Source organism: Comamonas testosteroni TK102 (assembly GCF_000739375.1).
GTDB classification, from domain to species: Bacteria; Pseudomonadota; Gammaproteobacteria; order Burkholderiales; family Burkholderiaceae_C; genus Comamonas; species Comamonas brasiliensis.
The window spans coordinates 806183-825584 of the sequence record NZ_CP006704.1 but is presented as its reverse complement, the minus strand read 5'-3'; the positions used below and the strand labels follow the sequence as shown (position 1 = coordinate 825584).

Here is a 19402-nt window from a genome sequence, read left to right as displayed (position 1 = left end):
CTTTCCCCGCATTCCGTCCGAAAGTATTGCCATGTCTTCCCTGAACGCTTCCCTTCCCGTCCGTCCCCGCGTGCTGATCACCGGCGGCGGTGCCGGCATCGGTGCTGCCGCCGCCGAGCGCTGCCGTGCCGACGGCTACGAGCCCATCATCATCGACCGCGTGGTCGATCACGTTCCGGGCGGCATCCAGGCCGACCTCAGCAATGCCGAGGACACGGCTCGCGCGCTGCGTCTGGCCCTGGAAGGCGGCCCCATCACGCGCCTGGTCAACAACGTCGGCGTGGTCGTTCCCAATGACGCCGCATCCCAGACCCTGGCCGAGTTCGATCTAGCCGTCTCGCTGAACCTGCGCTGCGCCTTCCAGTGCATGCAGGCCCTGCTGCCCGGCATGAAGGAGGCGGGCTTCGGGCGCATCGTCAACATGTCCTCGCGCGCCGCGCTGGGCAAGGACCTGCGCACCGCCTACGCTGCCACCAAGGCCGGCCTGATCGGCATGACGCGCGTCTGGGCGCTGGAGCTGGGACAGTGGGGCATCACGGCCAACGCCATAGGCCCCGGCCCCATCCGCACCGAGCTGTTCGACAAGGCCAACCCGCCCGATGCACCGCGCACGCAGAAGATCATCCAGTCCGTACCCGTCAAGCGCGTGGGCACGCCCGAAGACGTGGCCCATGCCGTGTCCTACATGCTCGACGAGCGCAGCGGCTTTGTGACCGGACAGGTGCTCTATGTCTGCGGCGGCATGACCGTCGGCGTGGCCTCGGTCTGATCAGGCCCTGAGCCGCTTCGCGGCCTGCCTGGCCGCGCGCCTAACCTACCCGTGCCGCATCCGCTGCGTCACGGCAGCTTTCTCCCCAAATCCAGACAACATCGGAGACCGGCTTTCATGTCGAAAATCACCGCCTTCTTCACCGAGCTGATGCGCAAGTATCTGCCCGACCCTTTCGTCTTCGCCATCCTGCTGACCCTGTTGACCATGGTCCTGGCCTTTGCCGTGGAAAGCCGGCCCGTCAATCTCGTGGTCGAGGACTGGGGCAAGGGCTTCTGGAGCCTGCTGGCCTTCACCACGCAGATGGCCGTGATCCTGGTCATGGGCTATGTGCTGGCGGCCGCGCCCCTGATCAACCGCTTCCTGGACCGCATCGCCAGCCACGTGCACACACCGCGCCAGGCCATCATCGTGGCCACCATCGTGGGCTGCGTGGGCAGCTACCTGAACTGGGGCTTCGGCCTGGTGATCGGCGGCATCATGGCGCGCAAGCTGGCGCTCAAGGTCAAGGGCGTTCACTATCCGCTGATCATCGCCTCGGCCTATACCGGCTTCACCATGTACAGCCTGGGCTTCTCGGCCACGATTCCGGTGCTGATCTCGACCAAGGGTCACACCTTCGAGAGCAGCATGGGCCTGATCCCGCTGACACAGACCATCTTCTCCGCACCCATGCTGCTGACCAGTCTGGCCGTGCTCATCGCCCTGCCGCTTCTGAATGCCGCCATGCATCCCAAGGCCGGCGAGAAGATCGTGGAGCTGGACCCCGCCGTGGCCGCCGACGAAGGCAAGGGCGGCGCAGGCCACGATCTGCTGGGCGACCAGAAGACCCTGGCCTACCGCCTGAACAACAGCCGCGTGCTCAATCTGCTGATCGGCCTGTGCGGCATGGCGTATGTGGTGCTGCACTTCGTCAAGGGCGGCAACCTCGACCTGAACATGATCAACTTCTTCATCCTGTTCCTGGGCGTGCTGCTGCTCAGGACGCCCATGCTCTACGTGGAAAAGGTCAATGAAGGCGTCAAGACCATCGGCGGCATCATCCTGCAGTTCCCCTTCTACGCCGGCATCATGGCCATCATGCATGGCTCGGGCCTGGTGGAGTCCATCGCCCACATCTTCGTGAGCATCGCCAGCGAGCACACGCTGCCGCTGTGGGGGCTGGTCAGCTCCTTCGTGATCAACTTCTTCGCGCCCTCGGGCGGCGGCCACTGGGTGCTGCAGGGCCCGTTCATGATCGACGCGGCCAAGACCCTGGGCGCCTCTCAGGCCCAGACCGCCATGTCGGTGATGCTGGGCAATGGCTGGAACGACCTGGTCCAGCCCTTCTGGATCCTGCCGGCCCTGGCCTTGTCCAAGCTCAAGCTCAAGGACATCATGGGCTATACCGTGGTTTCCATGATGCTGGTCGGCGTGATCTACGCGAGCACCATGCTGATCTGGCCGCATCTGTAACCGGGCGCCGGCGCTCTTTTTCCGTTTTTCCGTTCACATCCTCACCTAGGAGAACCCATGCTGTACATGGTCGAAATGATTGTCCAGATCCCCCACTCGCTGGACCCTGCCCTGGTCGCGCAGATCAAGCAGGACGAGAAGGAATACTCGCAAAAGCTGCAGCGCGAAGGCAAGTGGCGCCATATCTGGCGCGTGGTGGGCGAATACGCCAACGTCAGCATCTTCGACGTCCAGAGCAATGACGAGCTGCACGGCCTGCTCAGCGGCCTGCCGCTGTTCCCTTATATGCAGATCAAGGTCAAGCCCCTGGCCAACCACCCCTCCTCCATCGTGCAGGAGTAAGCACGACAGCGGCGGGCATGCGCCCGCCCATAACAAAGCCCATGCAGCTCCTGGCCGCATGGGCTTTGTTTTTGATAGCTTGCAGCTCCTTCTCTATAAGAATTTCAATGCACTTTTCCACTGAAACCGTTTAAAGACAAGCGACAGAAGCTCTCATTCAGAGAGCATCCAGCTGTTGCCAATCCGAAGGCCAGGGGCGTGCAAGCCCGGGGGGCGTACAGCCAGGGCCGTAAAGACAGGCCTTCAGGTATAGCGCTTGGCGCGCAGATTGTTCTTCATCTGCTCCAGCGCCGGCTGCAGGGCAGGCCCGATGCGCAGTGCCACGCAGGTCGCCAGCACGTCGATGATGAGCAGGTGCAGCAGCCGCGACACCATGGGGCTGTAGCGGTCGTAGCCTTCGGGGTGATCGGCGGCCAGATGCACCTGGCAGGCCGAGGCCAGAGGCGAACCGCTGGCCGTGATGGCAATCGTCGTGGCCCCGTTCTTGCGGGCGATATCCGCCGCATCCATCAGATCTCGTGTGCGCCCGGAGTTCGAGATGATGACCACGCAATCGCCCGGACCCAGCAAGGTGGCGCTCATGACCTGCATATGGCCATCGCTGGTGGCCAGACTGGTCACACCGAGGCGGAAAAACTTGTGCTGGGCATCCAGCGCCACGATGCCCGAATTCCCGGCGCCGTAAAACTCGATGCGCTTGCCGGTCTGCCAGGTCGCGGCAATCGCCTGCGCAGCCTGCTCTATGGCCGCCGTGCTGGCCGCATTGCGATACTGCAGAAACGCGGCAACCGCGTTGTCCACCACCTTGACCATGACATCGCTGGTCTTGTCATCGCTGTCCACACTGCGATGGATGAACGGCACGCCCTCGCTGACGCTGCCCGCGAGCTTGAGCTTGAAGTCCGCCAGGCCGTCATAGCCCATGCTGCGGCAAAAGCGCACCACCGTGGGTTTGCTGACATGCGCCCGCACTGCCAGCTCTCGCACCGGCAGATGAGCGAAGGCCCGCGGATCGGCCAGTACCAAGCGTGCAACACGCTGCTCTGCAGGCGCCAGGGACGGAAGGGAGGCGGTAATGCGATCGAGCATATTGGCGCGGATGAGGTGGAGGCAATAAATGCGTGCGTAAAAGGGCGAGCATAAGACCGAAGCGCCTCACCGGCCGCAAAACTTGAATATTTCCGCAAATAAATAGGCAGGCGCAGATATTCAGCAGGGTTTGCCTTGATACAACATCAAACAGAGTGGCCGCAGGCTCGTTTTCAATCAGGGATTCACGCTCTACACTTGCTGGTTAGTTTGAAACACAGCAAAGGATGGACATGAATCAGTTGGAGGCGCTCAAGCAATTCACGACCGTGGTCGCGGACACCGGTGATTTTCATCAGTTGGCGCAGTTTCAACCGCAAGATGCCACCACCAATCCATCCCTGATTCTCAAAGCAGTTCAAAAGACCGAATATGCGCCGCTGATGCGCGCCACCGTGGCGCAATTCAAAGACAGAGGACTGGACGAAATCATGGACCGGACGCTGGTGCGCTTCGGCTGCGAGATTCTGAACACCATACCCGGCCGGGTTTCCACCGAAGTCGACGCCCGCCTGTCTTTCGACACCGTGGCCACGGTCACGCGCGCCGAGCGACTGATCGAGCTGTATCAGGCGGCCGGCGTCCATACCGAGCGCGTGCTCATCAAGATCGCCGCCACCTGGGAAGGAATTGAAGCGGCCCGCATTCTCGAGCAGCGCGGCATTCACACCAATCTGACGCTGCTGTTCTCCTTCTGCCAGGCCGTTGCCTGCGGCCAGGCCAAGGTCCAGCTGATCTCGCCCTTTGTGGGCCGCATCTACGACTGGTACAAAAAGCAGGCCGGCTCGCAATGGGATGAAGCCGCCATGGCCGGCGCCAATGATCCGGGCGTGCGCTCGGTACAGAAAATTTACGACTACTACAAGCACTTCGATGTTTCCACCGAGGTCATGGGTGCAAGCTTTCGTAATACCGGTCAGATTCTGGCTCTGGCGGGCTGCGATCTGCTTACCATTGCACCTGAGCTGCTGGCCCAGCTCCGCGCCCAGCAGGACGACGCCATGCCTTTGACTCGCGCACTGGACCCGGACAAGGCCAGAGCCCAGCCGCAGGAACGCGTTCTGTACGACCAGGCCTCGTTTCGCTTTGCGCTGAACGAAGATGCCATGGCCACGGAAAAGCTGGCCGAGGGCATTCGCGCTTTCACCGCGGACACCCTGAAGCTGGAAGCATTGATGCAGCAAGCGGCTGCAGATTGACGGGAATTTCCTTTGACAACTCTTTGTCACGAGCTGCCTGCCTGGCAGGCTTTGCAAACCCATTACCGGTCGCAGATCCAGCATCTGGATTTGCGCCAGGCTTTTGCACAAGACCCACAACGTCTTGATGCCCTGAGCATGCAGGCGCCGCATGTCTTCGCCGATCTGTCGAAGAACCTCTGGACTGGCGAGACCGAGGCCTTGCTGAGACAGCTCGCCGTCGAGAGCCGGCTCGCAGGCAAGCGCGACGCCATGCTGGCCGGCGCAGCCATCAATACCAGCGAGCGGCGCAGCGCGATGCACTGGCTGCTGCGCACTCCTGCAGACGGCGGGCAGCTCGCCCAGTCCCCCGTGCTTCGGTCCTGGCCCCAGGACATGCACTCAGCTCTGCATGACGTGCACGACACGCTGGATCGAATGCTCGCCCTGGCCGATCAGATCAAGGGCAGCCAGCAGATCACCGATATCGTCAATATCGGCATCGGCGGCTCGCACCTGGGTCCGGAAGTCGTGGTCAATGCCCTTGAGGACTGGATAGACAAGGACAAGAACTTTCACTTTGTCTCCAATGTGGACGGCCACGAACTGGGACATGTGCTGCGCCGGGTCAAACCGGAAAGCACGCTGTTCCTGATTGCCTCCAAATCCTTCACCACGGCCGAGACCATGCTGAATGCACGCTCGGCAAGACAGTGGTTTCTCGCTCATGGAGGCAGTGAAGATCCGCAGGCCCCATGCTCAATCGACCGCCACTTTGTGGCCCTCACCACCAATACACAGGCGGCCGCAGAGTTCGGCATACAACGCACTCTGGGCTTCTGGGACTGGGTGGGTGGACGCTTTTCGCTGTGGTCTGCCATCGGGCTGCCCATTGCCATCGCCATAGGCTCGGAACAATTCAGAGCGCTACTGGACGGTGCGCACGCCATGGACGCCCACTTTTTTACAGCGCCTCTGGAGAGCAATCTTCCGGTGCGCCTGGGCCTGCTGGACGTCTGGTATCGCAATTTCTGTCACTTCTCCAGCCGCTGCATTGCGCCTTACAGCCATGGCCTGCGCCGCCTGACAGCCTATCTGCAGCAGCTGGAGATGGAAAGCAATGGCAAAAGCATCAGCAAGAATGGCATTCGACTCACAGCTGCCACTGCACCGGTGATCTGGGGCGAGCCCGGCACCAATGGGCAGCATGCGTTCTTCCAGATGCTGCACCAGGGACCGGATGTCATACCGGTCGAGTTCATCGCCCTGCGCGACGGCGGCAAATACCTGGGCGAGCACCATCAAAGCCTGGTGGTCAACGCGATTGCCCAGGCCCAGGCGCTGATGGTGGGGCGTTGCGACGAAGGCCAGGAAAAAGACTGCGACGGCAATCGCCCCAGCAGTTTCCTGATGCTTGAAAGACTGGACCCCGCCTCTCTGGGCGCCTTGATTGCGCTGTATGAACATCGCATTTTTGTCTCGGGCTCCATCTGGGACATCAACAGCTTCGACCAGTGGGGCGTGGAGCTGGGCAAGAATCTGGCCAAGCAGCTGCATGCCCGCCAGAGCCACAATGACTGGGCTGGAGTGGACGTATCGACGCAGGAACTGATGAAGCGCCTGATGCAAAGTCGCTGAGCCTCTAAAGCGCAGGCCCGACAGGGCCATGCTTTAAGCCTGCTCAGACCGCGCTGGTTTGCGGCAAATGGGGATAGCGCACGCCCGCCAGACCTTCCAGCCCAAACTCCGCGAGCAACTGGCGCAGACGTTGCGCCGCACTGCGCTTTTTCTGCCCCGTGTAACGAGCCACGATCAGCTCGTTCTTCATGCTGTGCTCCCAGCCCACCAGCTCGGTGACCGTGACCTGGTAGCCGCAAGCCTCCAGGTACAGACAGCGCAGCACATTGGTAATCTGGCTGCCCATCTCGCGCGTGTGGATCGGGTGGCGCCACAGCTCGGCCAACGGAGTGCGCGCCAGGCTCATGGCCTTGGTCTGGCGCAGGCATGCGGCCACCTCGGCCTGGCAACAAGGCACGAGCACCATGGCCCTGGCCTGCTTTTCCAGCCCGAAGGCGATCGCATCATCGGTCGCCGTATCGCAGGCGTGCAAGGCCGTGACCACATCGAACTGCACTGGCATGAAGTCTGCTCGCGTGGACTCGGCCACCGACATATTGAGAAACTCCATGCGCTCAAAGCCCAGCTCGGCGGCCAGTTTCTGAGATGCCTCGACCAGCGGCGCACGTGTCTCGATACCGTAGATCCGTCCCTGGTCCAGGGCCTTGAAATACAGGTCGTAAAGAATGAAGCCCAGATAGGACTTGCCCGCCCCATGGTCGGCCAGCGTCACGGCCTGCCCATTTCCGGACAGCTCCGTCAGCAGAGGCTCAATGAACTGATAGAGGTGATAGACCTGCTTGAGCTTGCGGCGCGAATCCTGATTGAGCCTGCCCTCGCGCGTGAGGATATGCAGGGCCTTGAGCAGCTCTATGCTCTGGCCGGGCTTGAGCCCCAGTTGCTGGGCAATATCTTGCGCACCTGCTTGGGCGGGCTTTTGCAGGCTCTGCTTTTTTTCGGTCTTGGCCATCACTTCCCTGCCTTTGCCTCACCATGGCCGCTCATCGGGCAGCGGGCGCCGACATCCAGATCCAGCCAACCTTCGATGCCGATCTTTTCCAGCGTTTCCATATTGCGTTCGTAAATCGTTTCTGCCTCCGGAAACACTTCCACCGCCTTGTCGATGCTGTCTTCGCGCAGCAAATGCAAGATGGGATAGGGAGAGCGGTTGGTGCAGTTGGTGACATCGTCCACATCCGTGCCCTCAAACTGGAACTGAGGATGAAACGAGGCGACCTGCAAGATACCGCCCAGATCCAGCTCCTCGACCATGGCGTCGGCCACTTCGAGAAAGTCATTGAAGTCCAGGAAATCCTGCAAGGCATGGGGCAGGATCAGCAGCGTGGTATCGCGTTTTTCCGCACTGGCTTCGGCCAGTGCCTCGAGCTCGCGATGCAGGGCATCAGCCACGCCCTGCGCATCGCTCGCATCGCTGACGACATAGTGGATCTGGGCTTTGACATGCACGCCCTTTGCGAAGGGGCAAAGATTGAGGCCGATGACTGCCTTTTCCAGCCAGCGCACGGTATCCGCAATCACAAGCTCTGGCGGGAAGGCCTGATCGGCGATGGTTGAAGTTTCGGTCATGACAAGGCCCTCCAAAATGCAAACGGGGGCTATCGCCCCCAAAGAATGCGCACTGGGCGGGAAATATTCCGGCTCTAGATACACAGAGCCGATATTTTAGCGATCCGGCCTGGGCCATGCTTGCCGCCGGCCGCAAGACCGTTGGCGAGCGTCCTTCAGGCCTCTGTCAGCAGTCTCATCCCGGTGATGCGCTCATGCTCGTGCGCCGCATAGCGGTCCGTCATACCCGCAACAAAGTCGGCCACCACACGCGCACGCTCATGCAGGGTATCGGCAAGGTGGGCGCGCTGGACAAAGCGCGGCTTCATGCGCTCGGGCTCCAGCATATAGGCGGCAAACAGCTCTTTCACCATCTGCTGGGCATGGTTCATGGTCTGCATGACCTGGGGATGCCGGTAAAGCTGCCCGAACAGAAACTGCTTGAGCTCCAGAGACTGCATCTTCATCTCCTGGCTGAAGCCTATCAGCGCCCGTCCATGCTGACGCACCTGCTGCACCGAGCGCACGCCCGCCTGCTCCAGGCTGGCAGATGAGTGATGGATAACGTCATAGACCTGGTCGCTGAGCATGCGGCGAATGCTTTCATAGAGCAGCTTGCGCTGCGCATCCGGCACTGCCAGATCGGGCCACTGCGCCAAAGTAGCCGCATGGTAGCGGGCAAACAAAGGCACGGCATCGCGCAACTGGGCCATGGTGATCAAGCCTGACCGAACACCATCGTCGACATCATGGGCGTTATAGGCAATCGCATCCGCCAGATTGCATAGCTGGGCCTCCAGAGAAGGCTGGGTTCCGTCCAGAAAACGCTGGGCCACCCCGCCGGGCTCACGTGCATTCAATAGCTGCGCATTGCCGCGCGAACAATGCTTGAGAATACCTTCTCGCGTCTCAAAAGTCAGGTTCAGGCCGTCAAAGGCCGGATAGCGCTCCTCCAGCCTGTCGACCACCCGCAGGCTTTGCAGATTGTGTTCAAAGCCGCCATGGGGCTGCATGCACTCATTGAGCGCATCCTGCCCCGCGTGTCCAAACGGGGTGTGACCCAGGTCATGCGCAAGACAGATGGCTTCAACCAGGTCTTCGTCCAGGCGCAAAGACCGCGCGATGGAGCGCCCCAGTTGAGCCACCTCCAGAGAATGCGTGAGCCGGGTGCGAAACAGATCTCCCTCATGGTTGACAAAGACCTGGGTCTTGTAGACCAGTCGCCTGAAGGCCGAGGAGTGAACAATGCGGTCCCGATCGCGCTGAAAATCGCTGCGCGTGGGAGCCTGAGGTTCGGCAAAGCGACGTCCACGGCTTTGCAGGGGATGGCAGGCATAGGAAGCCAGAGCGGTCATGCATATCGCCTCAACAACTCGATGCAATGACTCTAACAGCTAGGGCTCGCTCTTTACCCGCAGAGCCTGTCTAAAGCAGGCCATCCGTCAAGCGCAGCAACTCTCGATCACCTCACGCACCAGCGCATCGGGGGCCGAGCGCGTCACGGCCTGTCCCGGACCATCGATCAGCACAAAACGGATTTCACCGGCTTCGGATTTCTTGTCGACCCGCATCAGCTCCAGATATCGGCCGGCGTTGTCCCGGGCATCGATGACCGCTCCGCGCACCGGCAAACCCGCACGCCCGATCAGGGTGCGCAGGCGAGTCACAAAGCCCGCATCCACCATACCCAGACGCTGGGAGAGCTCTGCCGCCATCACCATGCCGGCCGCCACACCCTCTCCGTGCAGCCAGTTGCCGTAGCCCATGCCGGCCTCGATCGCATGGCCGAAGGTGTGACCGAAATTGAGAATCGCGCGCAGACCGGACTCCTTCTCGTCCTGCCCGACCACCCAGGCCTTGATCTCCACACTGCGCTTGACGGCATGGGCAAGCAGGCCGCGATCACGGCGCAACAGGCCGTCCATGTTCTGCTCGAGCCAGTCAAAGAACTGCATATCGGCAATCGGGCCGTATTTGATGATCTCACCCAGACCTGCGCTCAGTTCGCGCTCTGCCAGGGTATCCAGCGTGGCCAGATCGCAGAGCACCAGCTGTGGCTGGTAGAAGGCCCCAATCATGTTCTTGCCCAGCGGGTGGTTGATGGCCGTCTTGCCCCCCACCGAGGAGTCGACCTGGGACAGCAGCGTGGTCGGCACCTGCACAAAAGGCACGCCGCGCATATAGCTGGCGGCAGCAAAACCCGTCATATCCCCCACCACCCCGCCACCCAGTGCAAACAGAACCGTCTTGCGGTCACAGCCGTGTTGCAGCAGGGCGTCGAAAATCAGGTTCAGCGTCTGCCAGTCCTTGTGCGCTTCGCCGTCGGGCAGCACCACCTCATGGACCTGGGCATATTGGCTGCTCAGGGCCTGTTTGAGCGCGCAGAGATAAAGCGGAGCCACCACATCATTCGTCACCACCAGAGCCGCCGCCGCCTTGGGCAATGCCTGCCACGTGGAGCCCAGGGCAAGCTGGCCCTCTGCAATCACGATGGGATAGCTGCGCTCTCCCAGATCAATACGCACTATTTCCACGTTCAACCTCTCTCAAAATACATGGCAGGCACGGCATGCAGCGTCTTGGCCAGCCGGCGTTTCAGCCCCATCACGAATGCTGACCAAGTTCGATCTGCATGGCCACTCGCTGGGCCACCTGCGCAGCGGACAGGCCGCTTCCCGCCACCACAAAGTCCGCCACCTCCTTGTAGAACGGATCCCTGAGGGCATGCAGATCCAGCAATCGCTGCAGGGGATTGTCCACATGCAACAGGGGACGCTGCGTGTCTCGCTGCAGACGCTTGGCAATTTCATGCGGTGACGCGCTCAGATAGACCACCTGGGCATGCTCTGCCAGCTCCCGTCGGTTCTCAGCCTTCAACACCGCACCTCCACCTGTGGCAACCACTGTTTTCTCGGGGCGCGCAAGCAGCACTGCCAGCACCTCCTGCTCGACATCCCGGAATCTGGGCTCGCCTTCCTTGGCAAAGAATTCGCGAATCGTGCAGCCGATATGTTCTTCAATGGCCGTATCCACGTCCACAAAGGGCATAGACCAGCGCTTGGCCAGATAGCGTCCGATGGTGGATTTGCCGCAGCCCGGCAAGCCCACAAGAGCAATATGAAATTTATTTGTAACAGTCATCGCGTTACCGTCATCCGCCAATCCGGCCAGTCCATGATTCTCGCAGCCCGCAGATAGTACAAACAAAAAGGCCCGCATTCATTCATGCGGGCCCTATGTCAAAACTGATAAGCGCTATTTGCTGCTGCTGCGCGCCTGGTTCAGCATCTTCGGAGTGATGAAAACCAGCATTTCACGCTTGGTAGAGGCCTTGCTGGTATTACGGAACAAATGCCCCAATACCGGCAGATCCCCGAACAGCGGCACCTTGTTGAGCTGGCTGGTTTCCTCCATTTCAAAGATGCCGCCGATCACCACCGTGCCACCATTTTCGACCAGCACCTGGGTCTTGATGTGCTTGGTATCGATGGCCACGCCCTGGGTCGTGGTCTCGCCACGGCTGTCCTTGTTCACATCCAGATCCAGAATGATGTCGCCTTCAGGAGTGATCTGCGGAGTCACCTCCAGCTTCAGCACCGCCTTCTTGAACGAAATCGTTGTCGCCCCATTCGGCGCCGTGACGGAATACGGATATTCCGTGCCTTGCTCGATCAAGGCCTTGTTCTGGTCTGCGGTCACCAGACGAGGGTTGGAGATGATCTTGCCATCACCTTCAGCCTCCAGAGCGGACAGCTCCAGGGACAGAAAACGCGTCATCGAGCTATTGAAAACGGAAAATGCCACCTGGCCAGCGGCGGCGCCGCCAATCGCACTCGCTGGCAGATTCACAAAATTACTGTTTGTGGTTGAGGTTGTTGTGGACGAATCACCCGCACCAGGGATGGAGCTTTGATTTGTGCCAAAGGCACGATTGCTACCAATCGCCCCACCACCAAACTTCACGCCCAGATTGCGCCCGAACGTGTCACGTGCTTCGACAATGCGAGCCTCGATCATGACCTGACGCACTGGCACATCCAGCGTCGCCAGCAGAGCTTTCATCTCCTCCAGCTTGGTTGGCGTGTCGGTCACAAACAGCTGATTGGTACGGGGCTCGGAAATGGCGGAGCCACGCGACGACAGAAAGCGCGTGCTGGCCCCGGTACCGCCGCCGCCACCTGTCGAAGTCGTGATCTGCTGCAGAATGTCTGCGGCTTTTGCATAGTTGAGCTGGAAGCCCTGCGTGCGCAAAGGCTCGAGCTTCTGAATCTCCATCGCCGCCTCGTAGTCGCGCTTGGTGCGTGCGTCGATCTCGTCCTTGGGAGCGATCCAGAGCACGGAGCCGGATTTGCGCATGCCCAGCCCCTTGGCATCCATGATGATCTGCAGAGCCTGATCCCAGGGCACATCCTTCAGGCGTAGCGTCAAAGCACCTGTGACCGTATCCGAGGTGACAATATTGAAGTTGGTGAAATCCGCAATGACCTGCAGCAGGGAGCGCACTTCAATATTCTGAAAATTGAGCGAGAGTTTTTCGCCGCTGTAGCCCGGGCCCTGGGTCAGCTTGCTGGTGTCGACCTTTTTCTGGCGCACTTCCACCACAAACTGGTTGTCGCTCTGGTAGGCACTATGCTCCCAGTCGCCGACGGGGTCGATACGCATACGCACCCGATCGCCTTGCTGGGTGGTCGAGATCGTCTGCACCGGCGTGCCGAAATCTCCCACATCCAGCTTCTTGCGCAGATTCTCAGGCAGGGCTGTACGCAAGAAGTCCACCGTCAGGCCCTTGCCCTCCTGGCGCAGATCCACTCCCACCTGGCTGCTGCCAAGGCTGACCACAATCCGGCCGGAGCCATCACTGCCACGGCGAAAGTCGATGCCACGAATCGGTGCTGCATCGGAGGAAGCTGTCTTGCTCTCGAATACCGGAGCCATGGCAGGCGCTGCAGCCGTGGCAGATGCCGCAGCACCGGCGGGATCAAGCAGAATCAGCAGAGAGTTTCCCTGGCGCTGCAGGCGGTAGGTCGTAGCCGTCTTCAGGTTCAGTACCAGACGCGAGCGACCCGATGCCTCCACCAGATTCGCCGAGCGCAGATTGCCCTGGTTGAATTCCAGCAGGGACTTGCCGGAGCCATTGCTCACGCCCGGAAAATCCAGCGCGATACGCGCCGGAGATTGCACGACAAATCCGGTCGGATCGGCTGCCAGCGGCTCGGACATCTCGACACGGATGACCTCGGAGCCTGACTGCAAAGTACCTGTCACCGTCTCGATGCGCGCCTGGGCCCAAGCTGCCGAAGAAAGCAAAAGGCTGCTCAGGGTCAGACCCCAACGGGCCTTCGCCATAGTGCTGCGGTTAATACCCATCATTTGCCAACCTCCTGCAACTCCAAAGTGCTTGTTCTTTCAATCCAGTCACCACCGCCATCCTGGACAATCTCTCTGAGCTGGATGGAGTTTTCCGTTATCCGGGTGATCTTTCCGTAGTTCTGCCCCAGATAGTTACCGACACGTACCTGATAGAGCAGGCCACCGACTCTGACCAGGGCCGTGGGCACATTCTTCTTGTCCAGGCTGCCCACCATGGTCATGGTGTCCAGCGGCTCAGCCTCCAGCGGTTCCTTGCGGCGGCTCAATTCCGGTGTCAGCAAGGCGGTGCTGATATTGGATTGCGCCGACTCCTTGCGCAAAACCTGAATCAGCTTGAGCGGGTTGAAGGGGTCCATACCGTCAGCCCCTGTATATGCCTGGGGCTTGAATGGCTTGGGCTCCTCCAGTGGCGTCACGCGAGGCCTGGCATTGGCGCGCTCCTGCGCCATCCATTCACGCAGCTGATCCTCTTCGGAGGAAGTGCAACCCGCCAGCAAGGCACTGCCCATCAAAATCAGCCAGACAGGGCCCAAGAATGCCTTGCTCATTTCTTCCCCTTGGCTGCGTCACGCTGCGCCTTGACTTCGTCCGCATCCAGATACCGGAAGGTGCGCGCCGTGGCCTCCATGGACAGCACATCCGTATCCTTGCCGCCAGCGCCAGGAGCGATGGACAGATTGTTCAAAGTCACAATACGAGACAGAAAAGCGATATCCGAGGCAAAAGCACCGATGTCGTGGTAGCGACCCGTCACCTTCAGCGCAATCGGCAGCTCGGCGTAGTACTCCTTGGTCACCATGGCACCGGGACGGAATACTTCAAACTGCAGGCTGCGACCCAGACCGGCCTGGTTGATATCGGAAAGCAAGGCTGCCATCTCCGCCTTGCTGGGCAATTGCTTCTCCAGCTGCGTCACATACTGCTGCACCTGCTCGCGCTGCTTCTTCAAGCCATCGAGGCTCACCGCCTTGACCACCTTCTTGGAATAGTCCTCACGCAAGGTCACTTCGGTCGCTCGCTCGGAGTCGAGCTCGGCTTCGTAATCCTGCAAGATAACGAACCACAGCAGGGCAGCGACGGCGACTGCAACGGCAACATACAGCAATGCCTTGGGCAGCGCCGGCCAGACCGATGGGTCATTGGGATCCAGATTCCGGAATTGACGCTGAATCCTGTCTTGCAGCGCCGCGAAATCGATATCCAGAGATTTCTTGGTCTTTGCCATCACTGCGCCTTCACGGAGGGGCTTGCAACAAGCAGATTTTTCTCTGCATCGCTGGCCCGGGTCAGATTGAAGCGCAAGGTGAAAGCAGCCGCACGGCGCTTGTCCTTGGCGGTCACATCAACGGTCTTGGCCACGATCTCCATCAGTTCCGGCTTGGAGAACCAGGGTGAGCCATCTGTCAGATTGCGCAGCATCTCGGAGATACGCTCGTTCGACTGTGCGGTGCCCTGCATGGTCACCGACAGGCCGTCCTGCTTGATGCTGCTGATGTAGACACCCTCCGGCAGCTGCTTGACCAGCTCGTTGAGCATGTAGACAGGCAGGTTACGGTCGGACTGCAAGTCCTCCACGGCCTTCTGGCGTGCACGCAATGCCGTGATCTCTGCCTCGAGTCCTTCGATTTCCTTGATCTGAGTCTCCAGGACCTTGATTTCGGAACGCAGCAAATTGTTCTTGTTCTGCTGGCCCTCGATCATCATCTGGAAGTACCAGTAGATCAGCGCGGCGATCAGCAGGCCGCCCAGCGCGGCCAGCACCATATTGACCTGGAACGCCTCTTTGCGGCGCTTCTTGGCTGCCTCGCGGTGCGGTAAAAGGTTGATCAATATCACTCTTGAAACCTCCGCATGGCCAGACCGCAAGAGGTCAGATAGGACGGTGCCTCACGCGCCATCTTTTTCAGACGCACACCGCTGCCAATTTCCATGCCATCGAAGGGATTGGCAAGACTGCAGGCACAACCCGTCTGCTGACTGACGGCTTCCACCAGCCCCGGCAGGGACGAAGAGCCGCCTGCCAGCAAAACATGGTCGACGCGGTTGTAGGGAGTGCTCGTGAAGAAGAACTGCAGCGCACGCGCCACTTCCTGGGTCAGGCTTTGCACAAAGGGCTTGAGCACACCTGCCGCATAGTCGTCTGGCAATTCACCGCTGCGCTTCTTGGCTTCTGCTTCCTCCGGAGAGAAGCCATACTGGCGTGCGATCAGCTGCGTCAGCTGCGCGCCGCCAAAAGCCTGATCACGCTCATACAGCACTTCATCATTGCGAAGCACCTGCATGCTGGTGGTCATGGCCCCCACCTCGAACAGCGCCACGACGGCGTCACGGCCGGCATTGGGCAGACGCGAGACCAGACGCGTGGCCGCCATGCGCGCGGCATAGGGCTCGATATCGATCACGATGGGCTTGAGACCGGCCGCCTCGGCCAGGCCCTGACGGTCCTGCACTTTTTCCTTGCGCGATGCCGCGATCAGCACATCCACATCGCCGGGCGAGACCAGCGAAGGACCGATGATGCAGAAATCCAGGCTCACCTCGTCGAGCGAGAAGGGAATGTACTGGTTGGCTTCGGACTCGACCTGAACTTCCATTTCCAGCTCGGTCAAACCGGATGGCAAGGTGATCTTCTTGGTGATCACGGCTGCGGCAGGCAACGCCATGGCAACCTGCTTGGTACGCGTTCCGCTTTTCTTGACCAGGCGGCGCACCGCTTCAGCCACTTCATCAAATTTTTCAATATTGCCGTCGGTGATCCAGCCTTTTTCAAGAGGCTCGATCGCACAACGCTCCAATTGCCACTCGCCGGATTTGCTTTTGGCCAGTTCGACCAGCTTCACGCTGGAGGAGCTGACATCAATGCCAAGCAAAGGTGCAGGCTGACGGCTGAATAAAGAACTCAGAGCAATCAACATGCCCCCCCAGGTTTGTAAGAATGGAAACAAAAGCCAGCAATACCCCGGAATCCTAGCAGCAAGCTATAGCAGCACATGCTTTGCTGCAGCGCTTTGCACCATATTTCGTGGTCAAAAAAAGACAAACTTGTGTAACGTTAAACAGCAAGAAAGCCGCCCCTCGCCCAGAGTGGTGCTTACCCTGTGATTTAGGATTCGATCAAAGTGCGGCCCTCACCCAGCCGCCGAGATGCTTTTCCGGGAGGCATTTCTATAATGCCCTACCCCTTGTCAATACTGCGAAATGCCGCCATCAGAACATTCTGCCCACCAGGCCCCAGCGCCTGGCTCCCAAGCTCCCAAGAAACGCATGCACTGGCTGCTGCGCTCCATTTTCTGGCTGATCGGACTTGCCGTCGCCGCTGCCCTGGCCGCTTTGCTGGCTGTGGCCGTGGCGCTGGCCATGGCTTACCCCAACCTCCCCGATGTCTCCGAGCTCGCAGACTACCGCCCCAAGCTCCCGCTGCGGGTGTATTCCAGCGAAGGGGCTCTGCTGGGTGAATTCGGTGAAGAACGTCGCACCCTGACGCCCATCAACGAGATCCCCAAGGTCATGACGGATGCGGTGCTGGCCATCGAGGACACCCGCTTCTTCGAGCATGGCGGCGTGGACTACAAGGGCATGCTGCGTGCCGCACTGGCCAACCTGGGCAAGGTCAAGAGCCAGGGTGCCTCCACCATCACCATGCAGGTCGCGCGCAATGTCTACCTCTCTTCCGAGAAGACCTATACCCGCAAGATCTACGAAATCCTGCTGACCTTCAAGCTTGAGCACTTGCTCACCAAGGAGCAGATCCTCGAGATCTACATGAACCAGATTTTCCTGGGCAACCGTGCCTATGGCTTTGCAGCAGCCTGCGAAGCCTATTTCGGCCACCCGCTCAAGGACATCACGGTGGCCGAAGCCGCCATGCTGGCCGGCCTGCCCAAGGCCCCCTCGGCCTACAACCCGATCAGCAACCCCAAGCGCGCCCGCATCCGTCAGCTCTACATCATCGAGCGCATGGAGGAAAACGGCTTCATCAACGCAGAGCAGGCCAGACAGGCCCGCGAAGAGCCGCTCAAGCTGCGTACTGCCGCCAATTCGACCCGCGTACATGCGGAGTACGTGGCTGAAATGGCCCGCCAGCTGATCTTTGCCCAATACGGAAGCGACGCCTATACCCGCGGCCTGAACGTCTACACCACCCTCAATGCCGGTGAACAAGAGGCTGCCTACAAGGCTTTGCGCGAAGGCATCATGAACTACGAGCGCCGCCAGAAGTACCGCGGCCCCGAGAAATTCATCACCCTGCCCAGCAATGCGCAGGAACTGGAAGACGCCATTGACGATGCCCTGGCCAACCACCCCGACAACGGCGACGTGGTTGCGGCCGTGGTGCTGGAAGCCTCGCCACGCAAGATTGTCGCGGCCCGTGCGGACGGCACCCATTTCGAAATCACCGGCGACAACCTCAAGCCCGCCGAGTCCGGCCTCAGCCCCAAGGCACCGCCCAATATCAAGATCCGCCCCGGTGCCGTGATCCGTGCCGTCAAAAATGCCAAGGGAGCCTGGGAAATCACCCAATTGCCCGAGGTCGAGGGCGCTTTTGTCGCCATGTCCACGCAAACCGGTGCCATCCGTGCGCTGATCGGTGGATTCGACTTCGAAAAGAACAAGTTCAACCACGTGACCCAGGCCTGGCGCCAGCCCGGCTCCAGCTTCAAGCCCTTCATCTACTCGGCGGCGCTGGAGCACGGTTTCTCGCCTTCCACCATGATCAATGACGCACCGATCTTCTTCAGTGCGGCAACCACCGGTGGCCAGCCCTGGGAGCCCAAGAACTACGACGGCCGCTACGACGGCCCCATGACCATGCGCACGGGCTTGAACAAGTCCAAGAACATGATCTCCATCCGATTGCTGCAGGCCATCGGCCCCAAGACCGGGCAGGAATGGGCGACGCGCTTCGGCTTTGAAGCCTCCAAACAGCCCGCCTACCTGACCATGGCCCTGGGCGCCGGCTCGGTCACGCCGCTGCAGATGGCAGGTGCCTACTCGGTGTTTGCCAATGGCGGCCATCGCATCAACCCCTGGCTGATCGCCCGCGTGACCGACCACAAGGGCCGCATCCTCTCCGAGTTCACCCCTCCGGCGGTGAAGGAACTGCCCCAGGCCATTCCCGAGCGCAATGCCTTCCTCACCGGCACCTTGCTCAATGATGTGGCACGCGTGGGCACGGCTGCACGTGCGCAGGCCACACTCAAGCGCCCCGACCTGTATGGCAAGACCGGCACCACCAATGACTCGGTGGATGCCTGGTTTGCCGGCTACCAGCCCAGCCTTGCAGCGGTCTCCTGGATCGGCTACGACACACCGCGCAATCTGGGCTCGCGTGAAACCGGTGGCGGCCTGAGCCTGCCCATCTGGATCAATTTCATGCAGCACGCGCTCAAGGGCGTGCCTGTGGCCGAAGTGCAGGCCCCGCCCGGCGTGGTCAATATGGGCGGCGACTGGTATTACGAAGAAAACGCCCGCAACGGCGGCGTCTCCAGCCTCGGCATGGAAGGCGCCTCTGACCCGAATGCGGGCGGCAATGCCGGTCCGGGCGCCACCCAGCCACCGGCTGCGGAAGAGCGCAGCCGCATTCTGGATCTGTTCAGAAACTAAGCCCTCGCAAAGCAAAAAAGCCTGCCTCTCGTCGAGGCAGGCTTTTTTTATGCCAGCGCCCTGAATGCTCAGGCCAGGGCCTTGAACTCCAGCGCCATGCCCGACTGCTCGCTCGCGTATTGCGTCAGGTTGGCAAAGAACTCGCCAGCACCCTTGGTGTCGAGCCAGACCTTCTTGTCTTCGTCAAAGCGATAGTGAAAGCCGCCAGCCTTGGCCGCCAGCCAGATTTCATGCAGGGGCTTTTGCTGGTTGATGACAATCTGGCTGCGATTGGCAAATACCAGTGTCACCATCCCCCCCACGCGCTGGGCATCAAGGTCGGCATCGGTTTCGTCATCGATGCGGTCGCAGCATTTCTCCACAGCCAGCAGAAGTTGGTCGGCGCGGTCCAGATATTCAAGGTCAGTCATTA

General features: G+C 60.4%; 18 protein-coding genes. 6 read left to right on the top strand and 12 right to left on the bottom strand.

The window, feature by feature from the left end; genetic code table 11:
• The first annotated feature begins 31 nt into the window (after positions 1–31).
• The 3 genes from O987_RS03675 (at position 32) to catC (ending at position 2566) form a co-directional block, all read left to right on the top strand.
• Positions 32–769, top strand: a complete 738-nt coding sequence (locus tag O987_RS03675; RefSeq protein ID WP_003058699.1) for an SDR family oxidoreductase — start codon at positions 32–34, stop codon at positions 767–769.
• Positions 770–886: 117 nt separating this feature from the next.
• On the top strand, positions 887–2224 hold the full coding sequence (locus tag O987_RS03670; protein WP_043370880.1) for a short-chain fatty acid transporter: 1338 nt from the start codon (positions 887–889) through the stop codon (positions 2222–2224).
• 57 nt (positions 2225–2281) lie between these two features.
• A complete protein-coding gene (gene catC / locus O987_RS03665) occupies positions 2282–2566 on the top strand; it encodes a muconolactone Delta-isomerase (RefSeq protein ID WP_003058701.1) in 285 nt (94 codons plus the stop codon).
• 243 nt (positions 2567–2809) lie between these two features.
• Here catC and O987_RS03660 read toward each other — a convergent pair whose 3' ends face one another.
• Complete coding sequence (locus tag O987_RS03660) at positions 2810–3655, bottom strand: SIS domain-containing protein (RefSeq protein ID WP_003058703.1); 846 nt, start codon at positions 3653–3655, stop codon at positions 2810–2812.
• Between the two features lie 233 nt (positions 3656–3888).
• Here O987_RS03660 and tal point away from each other — a divergent pair, with 233 nt between their 5' ends.
• Positions 3889–4854: a transaldolase gene (gene tal / locus O987_RS03655; protein ID WP_003058705.1), complete on the top strand. Its 966-nt coding sequence runs from the start codon at positions 3889–3891 to the stop codon at positions 4852–4854.
• A 12-nt stretch (positions 4855–4866) separates the two neighbouring features.
• Positions 4867–6471, top strand: a complete 1605-nt coding sequence (pgi, locus tag O987_RS03650; protein ID WP_043370879.1) for a glucose-6-phosphate isomerase — start codon at positions 4867–4869, stop codon at positions 6469–6471.
• Positions 6472–6514: 43 nt separating this feature from the next.
• Here pgi and O987_RS03645 read toward each other — a convergent pair whose 3' ends face one another.
• From O987_RS03645 to O987_RS03600, 10 genes are all read right to left on the bottom strand, one after another.
• On the bottom strand, positions 6515–7420 hold the full coding sequence (locus tag O987_RS03645) for a class I SAM-dependent methyltransferase (RefSeq protein ID WP_003058709.1): 906 nt from the start codon (positions 7418–7420) through the stop codon (positions 6515–6517).
• Positions 7420–8037, bottom strand: a complete 618-nt coding sequence (locus O987_RS03640; protein WP_043370877.1) for a DUF1415 domain-containing protein — start codon at positions 8035–8037, stop codon at positions 7420–7422. Before O987_RS03640 ends, O987_RS03645 begins: the two co-directional genes overlap by 1 nt.
• Before the next feature lie 155 nt (positions 8038–8192).
• Positions 8193–9371: a deoxyguanosinetriphosphate triphosphohydrolase gene (locus O987_RS03635; RefSeq protein WP_043370876.1), complete on the bottom strand. Its 1179-nt coding sequence runs from the start codon at positions 9369–9371 to the stop codon at positions 8193–8195.
• 87 nt (positions 9372–9458) lie between these two features.
• On the bottom strand, positions 9459–10556 hold the full coding sequence (gene aroB, locus O987_RS03630) for a 3-dehydroquinate synthase (protein WP_043370875.1): 1098 nt from the start codon (positions 10554–10556) through the stop codon (positions 9459–9461).
• 64 nt (positions 10557–10620) lie between these two features.
• Positions 10621–11157 (bottom strand): shikimate kinase, encoded by a 537-nt coding sequence (locus O987_RS03625; protein ID WP_043370873.1) that lies wholly within the window; start codon positions 11155–11157, stop codon positions 10621–10623.
• A gap of 114 nt (positions 11158–11271) precedes the next feature.
• Positions 11272–13386 carry a type IV pilus secretin PilQ gene (pilQ, locus tag O987_RS03620; protein ID WP_043370872.1) on the bottom strand — a complete coding sequence of 705 codons (2115 nt, stop codon included), beginning with the start codon at positions 13384–13386 and terminating at the stop codon, positions 11272–11274.
• Positions 13383–13934 (bottom strand): pilus assembly protein PilP, encoded by a 552-nt coding sequence (locus tag O987_RS03615; RefSeq protein WP_043370871.1) that lies wholly within the window; start codon positions 13932–13934, stop codon positions 13383–13385. The genes pilQ and O987_RS03615 overlap by 4 nt, the downstream gene beginning before the upstream one ends.
• Entirely contained in the window at positions 13931–14611 is a 681-nt protein-coding gene (locus O987_RS03610) for a type 4a pilus biogenesis protein PilO (protein WP_043370869.1), read from the bottom strand. Before O987_RS03610 ends, O987_RS03615 begins: the two co-directional genes overlap by 4 nt.
• Positions 14611–15222 carry a PilN domain-containing protein gene (locus tag O987_RS03605; protein ID WP_003058724.1) on the bottom strand — a complete coding sequence of 204 codons (612 nt, stop codon included), beginning with the start codon at positions 15220–15222 and terminating at the stop codon, positions 14611–14613. Before O987_RS03605 ends, O987_RS03610 begins: the two co-directional genes overlap by 1 nt.
• A complete protein-coding gene (locus O987_RS03600) occupies positions 15219–16301 on the bottom strand; it encodes a pilus assembly protein PilM (protein ID WP_003058726.1) in 1083 nt (360 codons plus the stop codon). The genes O987_RS03605 and O987_RS03600 overlap by 4 nt, the downstream gene beginning before the upstream one ends.
• A 349-nt stretch (positions 16302–16650) precedes the next feature.
• On the opposite strand from O987_RS03600, the gene O987_RS03595 reads away from it, so the two are divergent.
• Positions 16651–18990 carry a penicillin-binding protein 1A gene (locus O987_RS03595; RefSeq protein WP_043370868.1) on the top strand — a complete coding sequence of 780 codons (2340 nt, stop codon included), beginning with the start codon at positions 16651–16653 and terminating at the stop codon, positions 18988–18990.
• A gap of 68 nt (positions 18991–19058) precedes the next feature.
• Here the strand turns inward: O987_RS03595 and cyaY are convergent, their stop codons facing one another.
• Entirely contained in the window at positions 19059–19400 is a 342-nt protein-coding gene (cyaY, locus tag O987_RS03590) for an iron donor protein CyaY (protein ID WP_003058729.1), read from the bottom strand.
• Positions 19401–19402 lie beyond the last annotated feature (2 nt).